12 protein-coding genes are annotated in these 14,592 nt (G+C 72.9%); 5 read left to right on the top strand and 7 right to left on the bottom strand.

The window, feature by feature from the left end; genetic code table 11:
• Positions 1-10: 10 nt before the first annotated feature.
• Positions 11-1,216 carry a sensor histidine kinase gene (locus tag ACZ4NT_RS15895; RefSeq protein ID WP_121405297.1) on the bottom strand — a complete coding sequence of 402 codons (1,206 nt, stop codon included), beginning with the start codon at positions 1,214-1,216 and terminating at the stop codon, positions 11-13.
• Positions 1,217-1,471: 255 nt separating this feature from the next.
• On the opposite strand from ACZ4NT_RS15895, the gene ACZ4NT_RS15890 reads away from it, so the two are divergent.
• Positions 1,472-2,509 (top strand): SAM-dependent methyltransferase, encoded by a 1,038-nt coding sequence (locus ACZ4NT_RS15890; protein WP_467725787.1) that lies wholly within the window; start codon positions 1,472-1,474, stop codon positions 2,507-2,509.
• Here ACZ4NT_RS15890 and ACZ4NT_RS15885 read toward each other — a convergent pair.
• A complete protein-coding gene (locus ACZ4NT_RS15885; RefSeq protein ID WP_121405295.1) occupies positions 2,474-3,625 on the bottom strand; it encodes an NADH-quinone oxidoreductase subunit D-related protein in 1,152 nt (383 codons plus the stop codon). The two genes, ACZ4NT_RS15890 and ACZ4NT_RS15885, sit on opposite strands and share 36 nt — an antisense overlap.
• 31 nt (positions 3,626-3,656) lie before the next feature.
• On the opposite strand from ACZ4NT_RS15885, the gene ACZ4NT_RS15880 reads away from it, so the two are divergent.
• Positions 3,657-4,151, top strand: coding sequence for a PH domain-containing protein (locus ACZ4NT_RS15880; RefSeq protein WP_121405294.1), 495 nt, complete (start codon positions 3,657-3,659; stop codon positions 4,149-4,151).
• Positions 4,148-5,551 (top strand): PH domain-containing protein, encoded by a 1,404-nt coding sequence (locus ACZ4NT_RS15875; RefSeq protein WP_467725784.1) that lies wholly within the window; start codon positions 4,148-4,150, stop codon positions 5,549-5,551. The genes ACZ4NT_RS15880 and ACZ4NT_RS15875 overlap by 4 nt, the downstream gene beginning before the upstream one ends.
• Positions 5,552-5,635: 84 nt before the next feature.
• Here the strand turns inward: ACZ4NT_RS15875 and ACZ4NT_RS15870 are convergent, their stop codons facing one another.
• The 4 genes from ACZ4NT_RS15870 to ACZ4NT_RS15855 form a co-directional block, all read right to left on the bottom strand.
• The gene (locus tag ACZ4NT_RS15870; RefSeq protein WP_467725782.1) at positions 5,636-7,252 is read right to left on the bottom strand and encodes a hypothetical protein; all 1,617 of its coding nucleotides are present in this window, start codon (positions 7,250-7,252) and stop codon (positions 5,636-5,638) included.
• Between the two features lie 272 nt (positions 7,253-7,524).
• Complete coding sequence (locus ACZ4NT_RS15865; protein ID WP_121405291.1) at positions 7,525-8,487, bottom strand: ABC transporter substrate-binding protein; 963 nt, start codon at positions 8,485-8,487, stop codon at positions 7,525-7,527.
• Between the two features lie 106 nt (positions 8,488-8,593).
• On the bottom strand, positions 8,594-9,274 hold the full coding sequence (locus tag ACZ4NT_RS15860; protein WP_121405290.1) for an ABC transporter permease subunit: 681 nt from the start codon (positions 9,272-9,274) through the stop codon (positions 8,594-8,596).
• The gene (locus ACZ4NT_RS15855; protein ID WP_121405289.1) at positions 9,271-9,993 is read right to left on the bottom strand and encodes an ABC transporter permease; all 723 of its coding nucleotides are present in this window, start codon (positions 9,991-9,993) and stop codon (positions 9,271-9,273) included. Before ACZ4NT_RS15855 ends, ACZ4NT_RS15860 begins: the two co-directional genes overlap by 4 nt.
• A gap of 174 nt (positions 9,994-10,167) precedes the next feature.
• Here ACZ4NT_RS15855 and ACZ4NT_RS15850 point away from each other — a divergent pair, with 174 nt between their 5' ends.
• Positions 10,168-11,316 (top strand): betaine/proline/choline family ABC transporter ATP-binding protein, encoded by a 1,149-nt coding sequence (locus ACZ4NT_RS15850; RefSeq protein ID WP_121405288.1) that lies wholly within the window; start codon positions 10,168-10,170, stop codon positions 11,314-11,316.
• A 59-nt stretch (positions 11,317-11,375) separates the two neighbouring features.
• Here ACZ4NT_RS15850 and ACZ4NT_RS15845 read toward each other — a convergent pair whose 3' ends face one another.
• The gene (locus ACZ4NT_RS15845) at positions 11,376-12,503 is read right to left on the bottom strand and encodes an alpha/beta hydrolase (RefSeq protein ID WP_467725779.1); all 1,128 of its coding nucleotides are present in this window, start codon (positions 12,501-12,503) and stop codon (positions 11,376-11,378) included.
• A gap of 229 nt (positions 12,504-12,732) precedes the next feature.
• Here ACZ4NT_RS15845 and ACZ4NT_RS15840 point away from each other — a divergent pair, with 229 nt between their 5' ends.
• Positions 12,733-14,538 carry a phosphatidylglycerol lysyltransferase domain-containing protein gene (locus ACZ4NT_RS15840; protein WP_467725777.1) on the top strand — a complete coding sequence of 602 codons (1,806 nt, stop codon included), beginning with the start codon at positions 12,733-12,735 and terminating at the stop codon, positions 14,536-14,538.
• The last annotated feature ends 54 nt before the right edge of the window (positions 14,539-14,592 follow it).

Here is a 14,592-nt window from a genome sequence, read left to right as displayed (position 1 = left end):
CGGACGGGTGTCAGTGCGCGGGCTTGAGCGGCAGCAGGGCGCTGATGCGGAAGCCGCCGCCGGGGCGCGGTCCCGCGTCCAGGGTGCCGCCGACCATGCCCACGCGCTCGCGCATGCCGATGAGCCCGTGTCCGCGGCCGTCCGCGCCCCCTTCCTCGTACAGCTCGTGCGGGGCGCCCTTGCCGTCGTCCTCGACGAGCAGTCCGAGGCCGTCGTCGAAGTACACCAGGCGCACGCTCGCGCCGGCGTTCGGGCCGCCGTGCTTGCGGGTGTTGGTGAGGGCCTCCTGCACGATGCGGTACGCGGTGAGCTCGACGCCGCTGGGCAGCGGGCGCGGCGTGCCCTCGATCTTGTAGTCCACGGGCAGCCCCGCGGTGCGCACCTGCTCGATGAGGTCGTCGAGCTGGTCGACGTCGGGCTGCGGCACGTACTCGCCGCCCTCCTGGTGCTCGCCGGTGCGCAGCACGCCGAGCAGGCGGCGCATCTCGGCGAGGGCCTGCCGACCGGTGCCCGAGATGGTCTCCAGGGCCTTCTTGGCCTGGTCGGGGGCGGTGTCGAGGACGTAGGCGGCGCCGTCGGCCTGGACGACCATCACGGACACGTTGTGCGCGACGACGTCGTGCAGTTCGCGGGCGATCCGGGCGCGCTCGGCGGCGACCGCGACCTTGGACTGGGCCTCGCGCTCCTTCTCCAGGCGGGCCGCGCGCTCCTCCAGCTGGGCGAGGTAGGCACGGCGGGTGCGGATGGAGTCGCCGAGCACCCAGGCCAGCGCGAAGGGCACCGTCTGGAAGACCGCTATCAGGACGACCCCCGGGGTGCCCGCGGACTCCTGGGGCCAGCGCAGCTGCGACAGGGCCGCCGCGCACAGGCCGCCGACCAGCCCGAACCGGGAGGCCCAGCGGGCGCCGTCCGCGGCGACGGTGTAGATGATCACCAGCATCGCGAAGTCCGCCGGTGACACCCCCACGTCGAGGACGAGCTGCGCGACTCCGGTGGCCGCCGCCAGCACGAGCATCTTCTCGGGCATCCGGCGGCGCAGCGCGACGACCACACACAGGACGACGGCGACGGGGAGCGCCACGGCGAGCGGCCCCCGGTGTTCCGACGCCCCGCCGACACTGCCGAGGCTCACGCCGGTGATCCCGAGCAGGACGACGGCCCAGAAGCTGTCGACCCACGTCGGGTACCTGCGGAGAAAGTCATAGAGGCGCTGCACGTAACCCAGAGTAGGGAAGCGTGGTGTGTGCAGGGGTCAACCGGAGGATCGATCCGGAACCCGCACGCGTACTCCCCAAGGTGGAGGGCCACCAGTCCTGCGCGGGTACCGGGTCCTCCCGTGCGAAGCCGCTCCCCGGCGCCCCCGGGCCCGCGTGCGCCCCGTTCCCCGGTGCCCGCGGGGCGGCGTGCGCCCGCCTTCGACGTCCACGGGGGCCTGGAGGGTGCAGTGTGGATCACCCCCTAGCCTGGCGCGGTGGACGATGAGGCGGCGGACGGCTGGCGCGGGTGGCGGGAGGCGACCGAGGAGGCGCTGTACGGGCCTGCGGGGTTCTACCGGCGTCCGGAGGGACCCGCCGGGCACTTCCGGACGTCCGTCCATGCCTCCCCGCTCTTCGCGCAGGCCGTGGCGCGTCTGCTGTGCCGGGTGGACGACGCGCTGGGGAGCCCGGCCGAACTGGCCTTCGTCGACATGGCGGCGGGCCGGGGGGAACTGGTCACCGGCGTCCTCGCGGTACTGCCCGACGCCGTCGCCTCCCGGGTCCGCGGGTACGCGGTCGAGCGGGCGGAACGCCCGGCCGGCCTCGACGACCGGATCGAGTGGCTGTCCGCGCCCCCGAGCGGCGTCACCGGTCTGCTGTTCGCCAACGAGTGGCTCGACAACGTGCCCGTGGACGTGGCCGAGGCCGGTCCGGAGGGCGTGCCCCGGCTGGTGCTCGTACGGCGGGACGGGACGGAGCGGCTCGGGCCGCCCGTCGCGGGGGCCGCGGCCCGGTGGCTGGCGCGCTGGTGGCCCACCCCCTCCGAGGGCCTGCGGGCCGAGATCGGCCTCCCCCGGGACGAGGCCTGGAGTGGCGCCGTCGCCTCGCTCGACCGCGGTCTCGCCGTCGCCGCCGACTACGCGCACGTCGCCGGAGCGCGGCCCCCGTTCGGGACGCTCACCGGATTCCGCGCGGGGCGCGAGACCGCCCCGGTGCCGGACGGCTCGTGCGACATCACGGCACACGTGGCGCTGGACGCGTGCGCGCTGCCCGGCGGGCGCGTGGTGACCCAGCGGACGGCCCTGCGGGCGCTGGGCGTGCACGGCGGGCGGCCCCCGCTGTCGCTGGCGACCACGGACCCCGCCGCCTACGTGCGAGCCCTCGCGGACGCGGGCGCCGCAGCCGAGCTCACCGCGGCGGGCGGGCTCGGCGACTTCGGCTGGCTGCTGCAGCCCGTCGAGGTACCGGTGGATCCGCGGCTCGCTCCGGCCGCCGACCTACTTGTCGATGTCCCCGACCACGAAGAAGAGTGAGCCGAGGATCGCCACCATGTCCGCGACCAGCGTGCCGGGCAGCAGTTCGGTGAGGGCCTGGATGTTGTTGTACGAGGCCGACCGCAGCTTCAGCCGGTACGGGGTCTTCTCTCCCTTGCTGACCAGGTAGTAGCCGTTGATGCCGAGCGGGTTCTCGGTCCAGGCGTACGTGTGCCCCTCGGGCGCCTTGAGGACCTTGGGGAGGCGCTGGTTGATCGGGCCGGGCGGGAGCTCCGCGAGGCGGTCGAGACAGGCGTCGGCGAGCGCCAGCGCAGCGTGCGTCTGCTCCAGGAGGCACTCGAAGCGGGCCAGGCAGTCGCCCTCCTCGCGGGTGACCACCTTCAGCGTGTCCTGGAGCTCGGGATAGGCGAGGTACGGCTCGTCCCGGCGCAGGTCGAAGTCGACCCCGGAGGCACGCGCGATCGGGCCGCTCACCCCGTAGGCGTGCACCGCCTCGGGCGACAGGACGCCGACACCGCGCGTCCGGCCCCGGAAGATCTCGTTGCCGAGCACCAGGTCGTCGTACACGTCCATCCGCGAGCGCACGGAGGCGACGGCCTCACGCGCGCGTGCCGTCCAGCCGGCCGGGAGGTCCTCCTTGAGGCCGCCGACGCGGTTGAACATGTAGTGCATGCGCCCGCCGGAGATCTCCTCCATGACGTTCTGGAGTTCCTCGCGCTCCCGGAAGGCGTAGAAGACCGGGGTGATGCCGCCCAGTTCCAGGGGGTAGGACCCCAGGAACATCAGGTGGTTGAGGACGCGGTTGAGCTCGGCGAGGAGCGTGCGCATCCACACGGCGCGCTCCGGGACCTCCATGCCGAGCATCCGCTCCACGGCGAGGACCACGCCCAGTTCGTTCGAGAAGGCGGACAGCCAGTCGTGGCGGTTGGCGAGCATGATGATCTGGCGGTAGTCGCGGGCCTCGAAGAGCTTCTCCGCGCCGCGGTGCATGTAGCCGATGACCGGCTCCGCGTGCTGGATCCGCTCGCCGTCGAGGACGAGCCGCAGCCTGAGCACGCCGTGCGTGGACGGGTGCTGAGGCCCGATGTTGAGCACCATGTCGGTGCTCTCCGCGGCGCCGCCGATGCCGACCATGGTCTCCGTCGTGGGAGTCATGGGGACAGTCTCTCGTACGTACCCTTGCGGCATGGAGACGGGGACCACACGGAACGCGACGGGCGAGCCCGTCTGGACGGGCCTTCCGCCGGGCCTGCTGCGGATGCGGCGGTTGTTGCTGGTGGTGTGGGCGGGGCTGCTGACGATCGGGGTGGGACTGGGACTCGGGCTGCTGGCCGGGCCCGGATGGGCCGCCTTCGCGCTGCTCCCCCTCGGCCTGATCCTGTGGGGCTGGCCGATGCTGGGGCGCAACTGGCGCTCCTGGCGGTACGCCGAGCGCGCCGACGACCTGCTGCTCAGCCGGGGTGTGCTGTGGCGGGAGGAGACCGTCGTGCCGTACGGGCGCATGCAGCTGGTCGAGGTCACCTCGGGGCCCGTGGAGCGGTACTTCGGGCTGGCGAGCGTGCAGCTGCACACGGCCGCGGCGGCCACGGACGCCCGCATCCCCGGGCTCGACCCCGAGGAGGCCGAGCGACTGCGCGACCGGCTCACCGAACTCGGCGAGGCACGATCGGCGGGTCTGTGACACCGCCCCCCGGGCCTTCGGACACGGTGCCCTCGGACGCGCCCACGCCGGGGCCCGCGGACTCCCCCCGTGCGGCGGCGACCGGCGGGGTCACCGCCGCGGCCCCGGAGACCGTGCCCGTCGAGCAGCGCCTGCACCCCGTGACGCCACTGCGCCGCGCCTGGGCGCCGGTCGCGGTGCTGGCCGGCTGGGCGGTGCACGACCCCGGCCAGGCACAGGCGCAGCTGACCCGGCTCACGACGACCGCCCTCCTGGTCGGCCTGGCCGTCTTCGTGCCCGCAGCCGCCCTCTACGGCTTTCTGACCTGGTGGTTCACCCACTACGCGGTCACCGCCACCGAACTGCGCATCCGCACCGGCCTGGTGTTCCGCCGCACCGCGCACATCCGCCTCGACCGGCTCCAGGCCGTCGACGTCACACAGCCGCTGCTGGCCCGCGTCGCCGGGGTGGCCAAGCTCAAACTCGACGTCATAGGGACCGACAAGAAGGACGAACTCGCCTATCTGGGCGAGGACGAGGCCCGGGCCCTGCGTGCCGAACTCCTCGCGCGCGCCGCCGGTTTCGCCCCCGAGACGGCCCACAAGGTCGGCGAGGCACCGGCCCGGCAGCTCCTCCACGTGCCCGCGGGAGTCCTTGCCGTCTCCCTGCTGCTGACGGGCGCCACCTGGGGCTCCCTCGTCGCCGCGCTCGTCGTCCCGTCACTGCTCTGGTGGGCCACCCACAGCGTGTGGACGGTGCTCGCCACGGGCCTGCCGCTGCTCGGCGCGGCGGGCGCGAGCAGCGCCGGGCGCTTCGTCGGCGAGTACGACTGGACCGTGGGCGAGTCCCCGGACGGCCTGCGGATCGACCACGGACTCCTCGACCGCGCGCACGAGACGGTGCCGCCCGGCCGGGTGCAGACCGTGCGGATCGTCGAGCCGCTGCTGTGGCGGCGGCGCGGCTGGGTCCGGGTGGAACTGGACGTGGCCGGATCGTCCAACTCCGTCCTCGTCCCGGTCGCTCCCCGCGCGGCCGCCGACGCGGTGATCGCACGGGTGCTGCCGGGGGTGGTCGTGCCGGACGCCCTGTCACGGCCACCGCGCCGGGCGGGCTGGTGCCTGCCCCTGTGGTGGCGCGGCTACGGTCTCGCCGTCACCGGGACGGCCTTCGTCGCGCGGCACGGGCTGCTGCGCCGCAGCCTCGCCCTGGTGCCGCACGCGAAGGTGCAGAGCGTACGGCTGCGGCAGGGACCGTGGGCCCGCTTCAAGGGGCTCGCCGACGTCCATGTCGACACCGGCGCCGGGCGGACGGTCACGGCCCGGCTGCGGGACGCCCGGGAGGCGTCCGGGCTCCTGCAGTCCCAGGCCGACCGCTCGCGCACGGGCCGCAGGCAGGCGCGCCCGGACCGCTGGATGGCGTGAGCCCCGCGCGCGGGCGCACCGGGTACGGCCGAGGGCACCGGCGATCGTGCCGGTGCCCTCGGGTGAGCTCGTGGACGTCCGTCCTCAGGAGACCGCGCTGCGCAGCCCGGCGACGTCGATCTGCTCCGTCTCGTCGTGCGCGGTCAGGTCGATGACCTGGCCGACACCGCGGGACTCCGCGTCCGCGGACTTGAACTGGACGGCCTCGGACTCGGCCTTGTGCAGCGCGAGCGCCTCCTGGCCGACGACGTCCGCGAGGTCCTCGTTCTGCACGGATTCCAACGCGTCCGGCGAGGCCCCCTGCTGCGTGCCGAAGAAGTCGAAGCCGCCCTCGATCGCCTTGCGGCGCCGGGGCGCGGTGGGTACGACGGCCACCGCGGTCGGCACGGTGAAGTGCCCGGAGGGCCGTACGGACTTGACGGGCTTGGTCGGCTTCGCGGGTGCCGTGGGTGCCGTGGGCCTCACCGGGATGACGGCACCCGAGACGGGGGCCGCGGATTCGGTGGACGCCGGTCGGGCCGGCACCGGGCGGGTGCTCGTGGCCCCGGAGGGGAAGGCGGTGGCTTCGACGGCGGGCGCGGCGGCCGCGCGCTGGTGCCCGTCGACCGCCTCGGGCTTCCCCTCCGCCTCGTCCTCCTGAGCGGATTCCCGCGTCGCGGTGCCGGGCCCGGAGGCGTTCTCCCCGGGGCCGGCCGACGGTGCGGCGTCCTTCGCGGGGGTGCCCGGGGCGGAGGCCGCCTTCGCCGGGCCGTCGTGCACCGGGTGGTCCGCGGCCGGGGCCCGCCCGGCCACGGGCGAGGAGCCCTTCGTGCTCGCGGGAGCCTCGGGAGCGGAAGCCTCCGAACCCGGTTCGCCGTCGGGGCCGGACCCGTCCGCAGCCGGTTCGCCGTCGGGGCCGGGCCGCGCGGCCCGTTCGCCCACGATGCGGTCCAGCGCGGAGTTGGCGCGCAGGAAGAGCGGGGAACCGGTCGGCGAGAAGGCCTTCTCGGCGTCGGCGGGCTGCTCGGTGTCCTCCGGGCGGGCCCCGTCCTCGGACGGGCCCTCCGCCGGGGCACCGGCGGCGTCCACCGCGCGGGAGTCGGCGCGTTCGGACTCGGGCGACCCGGCCGGCGCCGGTACGCCGGTCGACACCCTGGCGGCCGGCGCCGCCGACGGGTCCGGGGCACCGGGCGCCGGGGAGGCCACGGCCCCTGACGTCTGCCGGGCCTGGTCGGCCGAGGAGGCGGGCAGCGCCCGTGCGGGGACCGACGTCTCTATCGCGAGCAGCCGGCGGCCCTCCAGCGCGGTCGCGCGCTCGGTCTCCGCCGTGGCGTACCGCCGCAGCAGCGCCGCGTGTTCGTTGCGCAGGCCCGCCAGCTCGGCCCGCTTGGCACGCAGCCGCTGCTCCAGCTTGGTGCGCAGCTCGCGCGACTCCTCGAGGTCGGTCTCCAACTCGGCGACCCGCTCCTCGTAGCGCCACTCGTCGCTCGCACGCGCGCGCGTGAGGTCCGCGACGCGTTTGCCCGCCGCCGTGTCCCAGCGGCGCATGACGACGGAGCCCACGACGGTCGTCAGCGCGGCACCCGCGGCCAGCGCACGGAGCACCAGGGGCTCCGTGAACAGCCAGGGCCCCGCGGCGCAGACGAGCGAGACGCCGGCGATCGCCGAAGGAGGCAGCAGTCTGTGCAAGGGGGGTGAATGGCGGTGACGTCCTCGTGGCATGGCCAGAAACTTACCGCGCGTAGGCGAATCTTGGTGCCCCGCGCGGTAAAAACACAGCCACCCCGCAGCCTTCACACGCCCCGGGCACCAACACGGCCACCACTTCGACTCCGCGAAGTCGCTCGCACCGTCCCGGCGAAGTCCCTTCGCGTCCACCCAAGGCGGCTGCGGGGCCGCCACTTCGACAGCAGCGGGAGCGGCCTCTTCCCCTCCGTGAGAGGCCCGCTCTTCGCTGCCGTGAAGGCCGTCATTCCGCCGGAAAGGCGACGCGCCTACTTCTTGATCAATCCCTTCGACTCCAGATACGCCTCGGCCACATCGGCCTCCTTCTGGCGCTCCTCGTCGACCTTGCGATTGAGTTCCACGAGATCGTCCGTGGTGAGGGTCTGCGTCAACTTCCCGAGCGCGTCCGCTATCGCCTGGTCTCCGGCGTCCTTGGCGTTCACCACCGGAAGCACGTTGTCCGCGTTCTGGAGCTTCTTGTCGTCCTCCAGGAGCACGAGCTCGAAGTTCTTCAGCGTCGCGTCCGTGGTCGTGGTCAGCACCAGCTGGTCGGTGCCGTTCTTGACCGCCTGCTTGGACTGGGTCGTACCGACGCCCTTGGGGTCGATTCCCGAGACGTCGATGCCGTACGTCTTCTTCAGACCCGGCGCGCAGAAGGGCCGCGTCTCGCATTCGTCACCGGCCGCGATCTTGACCTTCACGCCCGACTTCCCCAAGTCCGAAAGCGTCTTGAGGTCGTGCTTCTCGGCGAATTCGGTGCTGACCGCGAACGCGTTCTGGTCGACCGCCTCGCCGGCCGGCAGCACCTTGAGGCCCTTCGGCTCGGCCAGCTTCTCCAGTGCGGAGACGGTGGCGTCGACATCGCTGGAGGCGACCGGCTTCGCCTTCGCGCCGTTCTCCTTCAGGTTGAGGAATTCCGCGAGCGTCGCCGCGTATTCGGGGACGATGTCGATCGCCCCCTTCTCCAGCTGGGGTTCATAGATCTCGCGGTTCTCGACGGTCTTGACCGAGACGCTGTATCCCGCATTGTCGAGCACCTGCTTGTAGAGCTCGCCGAGGACCTTCGCCTCGGTGAACCCCGCCGCGCCGACGACGAGCTTGCCCTTGCCGCCGCCCGAGCCCTTGTCGGCGCCGTCGTCCTCCAGGCTGTCGCCGCCGCACGCGGTGAGCCCCGCGGTCAGCGCGCCGACGGCCACCGCCGCGACCGCCATCCGACGCGTTCTGCTGTTCATCGTTACCCCTATCGAGAAGTCGAACGTCACGGCCCGTCCGGAACCGGACGTCACCGCGTACCCAAGAGAAACCGGACGTCACCGCGTAACCGGCAAGAACCGCACGTCACCGCTGAGTGCCCTGTCGTCCGCGCATCGGGTCGAAGACCCGCCCCGCCAGCACCAGCGCGCCCTCGAGCAGCAGCGCGAGCACCGCCACGAGGAAGGCGCCGGCGACCACCTGCGGGGTGTTCTGCAGGCTGAACCCGGCGGTGATGATCCGGCCGAGACCGCCCTCGCCCGCCGCCGCGGCGAGCGTCGCCGTGGCGATGATCTGCACCGTGGCCGACCGCACCCCGGTCATGATCAGCGGGTACGCCAGCGGCAGTTCGACCTGCCGGAACACCTGCCCGCCGCTCATGCCCATCCCGCGGGCCGCCTCCACGACCGACCGGTCCACCTCGCTCATCCCGATGTACGCGTTCGTCAGCAGCGGCGGGACGGCGAACAGCACCAGCGCGATGAGCGTCGGCAGGTCCCCGTGCCGGCCGAGCGGAGTGAGGGTGAGCAGCACGAGCACGGCCAGCGTGGGCACCGCCCGTCCCACGTTCGAGAGGTTGACGGCGAGTGCGCCCCCCTTGCCGATGTGCCCGAGCCACAGCGCGAGCGGCAGTGCGAGGAGACAGGAGACGGCGAGGGTGACCCCGCTGAAGTACAGGTGCTCGGTGAGCCGGTGCCAGACCCCCTTCTCCCCCTGCCAGTTCGCACCGGTCACCAGCCAGTCGTAGGCCCCCGATATCGCGTTCATGCCGCCTCAGCCACCTTCGCCGGGGCGGGACGCCGCCGTATTCGAGGGGCGCGGGTCGCCCGCACCCAGGGGGTGAGCAGTCGCTGGAGTCCGAGCAGCAGCAGGTCCGCGGCCAGGGCGAGCAGCACGCAGATCACGGACGCGGTGAGCACCTGTGCCTTGAAGTCGCTGTGCAGGCCGCTGACGATCAGGGTGCCGAGCCCGCCGTAGTCGACGATGTATCCCACCGTCGTCAGGGCCACGGTCGAGACGGTGGCGATCCGGACCCCGGCGAGCACCGAGGGCAGTGCCAGCGGCAGTTCGACCTCCCACAGCAGCCGCGCCGGTCCGTAGCCCAGGCCGCGGGCGGCCTCGCGGGCCTCCTCGGGAACGGACTGCAGCCCCGCGAGGATGTTCCGCACGAGGATCGTCAGCGAGTACAGGACGAGCCCCGTCACCACCAGGGCGGCCGAGAGCCCGAAGAGGGGCAGCAGCAGCGAGAACATCGCGAGTGAGGGGACCGAGTACAGGACGGTCGTCAGTCCGAGGATCGGGCCCGAGAAGGCGCGGAACCGCCGGGCCAGCAGCGCCAGCGGGAAGGCCACCACGACCCCGATCACCACGGAGGCCACGGTGATCCACACGTGCTGCACCGTCGCGTCGACCAGTTCCTGGCTGCGGGAACGGACGTACTCCCCGCAGATCCAGTCGTTGGCCACCAGGCAGTTCTGCTCGCTCACCCCGCCCCACCTCCCCCGAAATCACCGAACGTATGTCAGTGGACCGCACACCCGCACATCGTTTTGACTTGCTGGCGACCCTAACGCCCGCCACCGACAATGGCCGATAGTCGCCGTACGAGCGAAACACTGCCTTCACACAACGCCCGCCGTCCGCGGCCACAATGGGGAGCCATGATCCGGTTCGAGAACGTCACCAAGCGGTACGCGGACGGCACGACCGCCGTCGACGACCTGTCCTTCGAGGTCGCCGAGGGCGAGCTGGTCACGCTCGTCGGGCCCTCGGGCTGCGGCAAGACCACCACGATGAAGATGGTCAACCGCCTCATCGAGCCGTCGAGCGGCCGGATATTCCTCGACGGCGACGACATATCCGCCATCGACCCCGTCCGGCTCCGCCGCCGCATCGGCTACGTCATCCAGCAGGTCGGCCTCTTCCCTCACAAGACGGTCCTCGACAACACGGCGACCGTCCCGCACCTGCTCGGCGTCAAGCGCGGCAAGGCCCGCGAGCGCGCCGCCGAACTCCTCGACCTGGTCGGCCTCGACCCGTCCGTCTACGGGGACCGCTACCCCGAGCAGCTCTCCGGCGGCCAGCGCCAGCGCGTCGGCGTGGCCCGCGCCCTGGCCGCCGACCCGCCCGTGCTGCTCATGGACGAACCGTTCGGCGCGGTCGACCCCGTGGTGCGCGAGCGCCTGCAGAACGAGTTCCTGAGGCTCCAGCAGTCCGTGCGCAAGACGGTGCTGTTCGTCACCCACGACATCGAGGAGGCCGTCCGCCTCGGCGACCGCATCGCCGTCTACGGCGCCGGCCGCATCGAGCAGTTCGACACCCCGTCCGCCGTCCTGGGCGCTCCCGCGACCGGCTACGTGGCCGACTTCGTGGGCGCGGACCGCGGACTGAAGCGGCTGTCCGTGACGCCCATCGAGGAGAGCGACCTCGAACAGCCGCCCGTGGTCCGCCTCGACGACCCGCTGCCGAGGAAGCTCGACGCCCGGTGGGCGGTCGTCCTGGACGCGAACGGCGACCTGCACGGCTGGATCTCCGGCGAGCACGCGCGCGGGCGGAGCGGCACGGTCCGGGAGCACGCCCGCCGGATGGAGGCGTGGCTGCCGGTGGGCGCGTCCCTGAAGCAGGCGTTCTCGACGATGCTGCAGCACGACGCCGGCTGGATCGCCGTCATCGACGAGCACAGCGAGGGCCGGTTCCTCGGCGTCCTCACCCCGGCCCGGCTGCACGAGGCGCTGCGCCGCTCGACGGCCGCGGACGCCCGGGACATCGCCCGCGCGGACGTCGACCTGGAGACCGTCAGCGGCTCCTGAGTGCGGCACGGTCCGGTCCCCGCGCCCGGCGCGGCGGCCGCGCTCCGCGCCGACGGCGCTCAGTGGTCGCTCAGCCGTCCGCTGATCCACTGGAGGGTGCCCGGGATCTCGCGCCGCCAGGTGTTGAAGTTGTGTCCGCCGCTGTCGAGGATGACCGACGAGATCCGGGTCGGCGGCCGCGACTTCACCAGTTCCATGAACCGCAGCGTGTCCTGGTAGTTCGTCTCGCCCTGCCTGCTGCTGGTGACGAGCAGTGAGGTGTCCGGCGCGGGCCGGTGCTTGAGGTACCAGAGCAGGTCGGCGTGGTCGCGCAGCGCCTCGTCGCCGTGGAAGAGGTCGCCCGTCGTGGGGTCGGTCGGTGCCCTGTAGTACGGCGACAGCCCGGCCGCGGCGGTGTACGTCCCCGGGTGGTGGACGGCCAGCTTCAGCGCGCAGTACCCGCCGGTGGAGTCGCCGACGACACCCCAGCTGCCCGGCTTCCGGCCCACCCGGTAGTGGGCCGCCACCGCGTCGGGGAGGTCCTTGGCGAAGAAGGACTCGGTCTGCGGGCCCCCGGGGACGTCCACGCACTCGGTGTCCCGCGGCGGCGCCACGGTGGGCCGCAGCATGACCAGGATCAGCGGCTGGATCTTCCCGTCCTTGGCCATGGCGTGTGCCGTCTGCGGGTAGTGCAGGCCCTTGATGAGCGCCTCGGCGGTGCCCGGGTAGCCGGTGAGGACCGTCACGGCGGGGAACGTCCGGGTGCGGTACTGCCGTTGGAAGTACTCCGGCGGCAGATAGACGTACGCGGGCGTGGCGATGTGCGTCGTACGGCCGACGATGTCGACCTTCTGGATCTGGCCGCCGATCTGCGGGCGGGCTCCGCCCGACACGTTCACCTGCTGGGTGTCGACGACCTGGAGGGGGCCGCCGTCCGCACCGGCGGGCCCGTGGTCGACGACCACACCCTGACCGCTCTCCCGGCCGAACAGATCCGCCCAACTGGCGTAGAAACCGAAGGCCTGGTTGGCGCTGAGGCCGATCGAGGCGAGGACGGCCGCCTGGGTGGCCAGCAGCAGCCCGACCCGGCCGCCGACGGCCCGCCAGGTGCTGCGCGCCAGCCGCGGCCACAGCCACACCGTGCCGACGAACAGCAGTACGGCGGACACGACCGCCAGCACCAGCACCTTGTTGCTCGTGAGACCCATGGGCTCTTCCTGCCTGCGCTTTCCGGTCCCCGAGGACGCGCGAGGCTCCTTCGCGGACTCTTGCCCGGGACTTTCCCCGCCTTTTGAACCGGCTTTCCGGAAGGGAGTGAACCTGTCTCCTCAAGACACCGTCCTAGAGGGCGCAATGTCGCCGGATGCCGGATTGGCACCGGATTCACGGTCTCTCGCGGAACTACGGGATGCGATGTCTGTCAGGATAGATGGGGAAATGTCGGACGAGGTTCCGGACCGACCGCGTCGGCCGCGGCGCCTGCTCCCCGGCCCCGGCCCCGAGGCCGCCCCCGCGCTCGTCGCCCGGGCCTGCACCCTCATAGGACTCCTCGACATCTGCGCCGGCGTCTTCCCGCGCTTCCGCCACAGCCGCATGCACACCCTCGCCGAGGTGCTGCCGGGCGCGCTCGGCCCCTTCGCCGCCGCGCTGTCGCTCAGCGCCGGCGTCCTGCTGCTGCTCCTCGCGCACGGACTGCGCCGGCACAAGCGCCGGGCGTGGCGCGCCGCCGTCGTCCTCCTGCCGGCCGGCGCCGCCGCCCAGCTCGCCTACCGCCACTCGCTCATCGGCGTCGTCCTCTCGGTCGCGCTGCTCGTGCCGCTGCTGCGCCACCGAAGGGAGTTCGCCGCCCTCCCCGACCCGCGCAGCCGCTGGCGCGCCCTCGCCAACTTCGTGCTGATGGGCGCCGGTTCCCTGGTCCTCGGACTGGTCATCGTCGGCGTCCATTCCGACCGGATGACCGGCGACCCCAGCCTGGCGGACCGCATCCAGCACGTGCTGTACGGGCTGTGCGGCTTCTCCGGCCCGGTCGACTACACCGGACCCACCTCCTGGACGGTCGCCTTCTCCCTCGGCGCGCTCGGTCTGCTGACCGCCGTCACCACGATGTACCTCGCCTTCCGCCCCGAACACCCCGCGGCGCGGCTGACGGAGGACGACGAGAGCCGGCTGCGCGCCCTGCTGGAGCGGCACGGCGGCCGGGACTCGCTCGGCCACTTCGCGCTCCGCCGCGACAAGGCCGTCGTCTTCTCCCCGAGCGGCAAGGCGGCGGTCACCTACCGCGTCGTCTCGGGCGTGATGCTCGCGAGCGGCGACCCGATCGGCGACGTCGAGGCCTGGCCCGGCGCCATCGAGCGGTTCATGGACGAGGCGCGGGCGCACTCCTGGACGCCCGCCGTCATGGGCTGCTCGGAGACGGGCGGCCAGGTGTGGACGCGCGAGACCGGACTCGACGCCCTCGAACTGGGCGACGAGGCGGTGGTGGACGTCGCGGATTTCAGTCTGTCCGGGCGCGCGATGCGCAACGTGCGCCAGATGGTGAAGCGCATCGAGCGGGCCGGCTACCGGACCCGGGTCCGGCGCGTCCGTGACCTCGGCGAGGGCGAACTCGACCGGATACGGCGGGCGGCCGAGGACTGGCGCGGCACGGACGCCGAACGCGGTTTCTCCATGGCGCTCGGCCGCATCGGCGACCCCGCCGACGGGAACTGCCTGATCGCCACCGCCCACAAGGCGGACCCCGAGCCGGGCCCGTACGGCGACCTCAGGGCCGTCCTGCACTTCGTCCCGTGGGGTGCCGACGGCGTCTCCCTGGACCTCATGCGGCGCGACCGCTCGGCCGACCCCGGCATGAACGAACTGCTCATCGTGGCCGCCCTCCAGGAGGCACCCCGCCTGGGCATCGCACAGGTGTCCCTCAACTTCGCGATGTTCCGCTCGGCCCTGGCCCGCGGCGAGAAGATCGGGGCCGGCCCGGTGCTGCGCGCCTGGCGCGGCCTGCTGGTCTTCCTCTCCCGCTGGTTCCAGATCGAGTCCCTGTACCGGTTCAACGCGAAGTTCCGCCCCCGCTGGGAGCCCCGCTTCGTCGTCTACCGCTCCTCAGGGGAACTGCCGCGGATCGGCCTCGCGGCGATGCAGGCCGAGGGGTTCGTGCACCTGGCGCTGCCCCGGCTGCTGCGCCGCCGCACACCGGCTCCCCGCCCGTGTGCGCACGGCGTCACGGAACGGAAGGTCAGAGCGGTGTGAGCCGGCACCGGCCGCAGGGCCCGAGCGGTACGGCCCGGGCAGCCGGGCCCCGTG

The sequence above is a fragment of the Streptomyces sp. NPDC026417 genome (genome assembly GCF_055567695.1).
The sequence above is the reverse complement of the archived record's forward strand: the minus strand, read 5'-3'. Positions and strand labels throughout refer to the sequence as shown.

Bases quoted from the DNA above. Each gene is read 5' to 3' on its own strand.
- ACZ4NT_RS15885 (WP_121405295.1), bottom strand. From the start codon at position 3,625: ATGACTCCCACGACGGAGACCATGGTCGGCATCGGCGGCGCCGCGGAG.
- ACZ4NT_RS15880 (WP_121405294.1), top strand. From the start codon at position 3,657: ATGGAGACGGGGACCACACGGAACGCGACGGGCGAGCCCGTCTGGACG.
- ACZ4NT_RS15870 (WP_467725782.1), bottom strand. From the start codon at position 7,252: ATGCCACGAGGACGTCACCGCCATTCACCCCCCTTGCACAGACTGCTG.
- ACZ4NT_RS15865 (WP_121405291.1), bottom strand. From the start codon at position 8,487: ATGAACAGCAGAACGCGTCGGATGGCGGTCGCGGCGGTGGCCGTCGGC.
- ACZ4NT_RS15860 (WP_121405290.1), bottom strand. From the start codon at position 9,274: ATGAACGCGATATCGGGGGCCTACGACTGGCTGGTGACCGGTGCGAAC.
- ACZ4NT_RS15850 (WP_121405288.1), top strand. From the start codon at position 10,168: ATGATCCGGTTCGAGAACGTCACCAAGCGGTACGCGGACGGCACGACC.
- ACZ4NT_RS15845 (WP_467725779.1), bottom strand. From the start codon at position 12,503: ATGGGTCTCACGAGCAACAAGGTGCTGGTGCTGGCGGTCGTGTCCGCC.
- ACZ4NT_RS15840 (WP_467725777.1), top strand. From the start codon at position 12,733: ATGTCGGACGAGGTTCCGGACCGACCGCGTCGGCCGCGGCGCCTGCTC.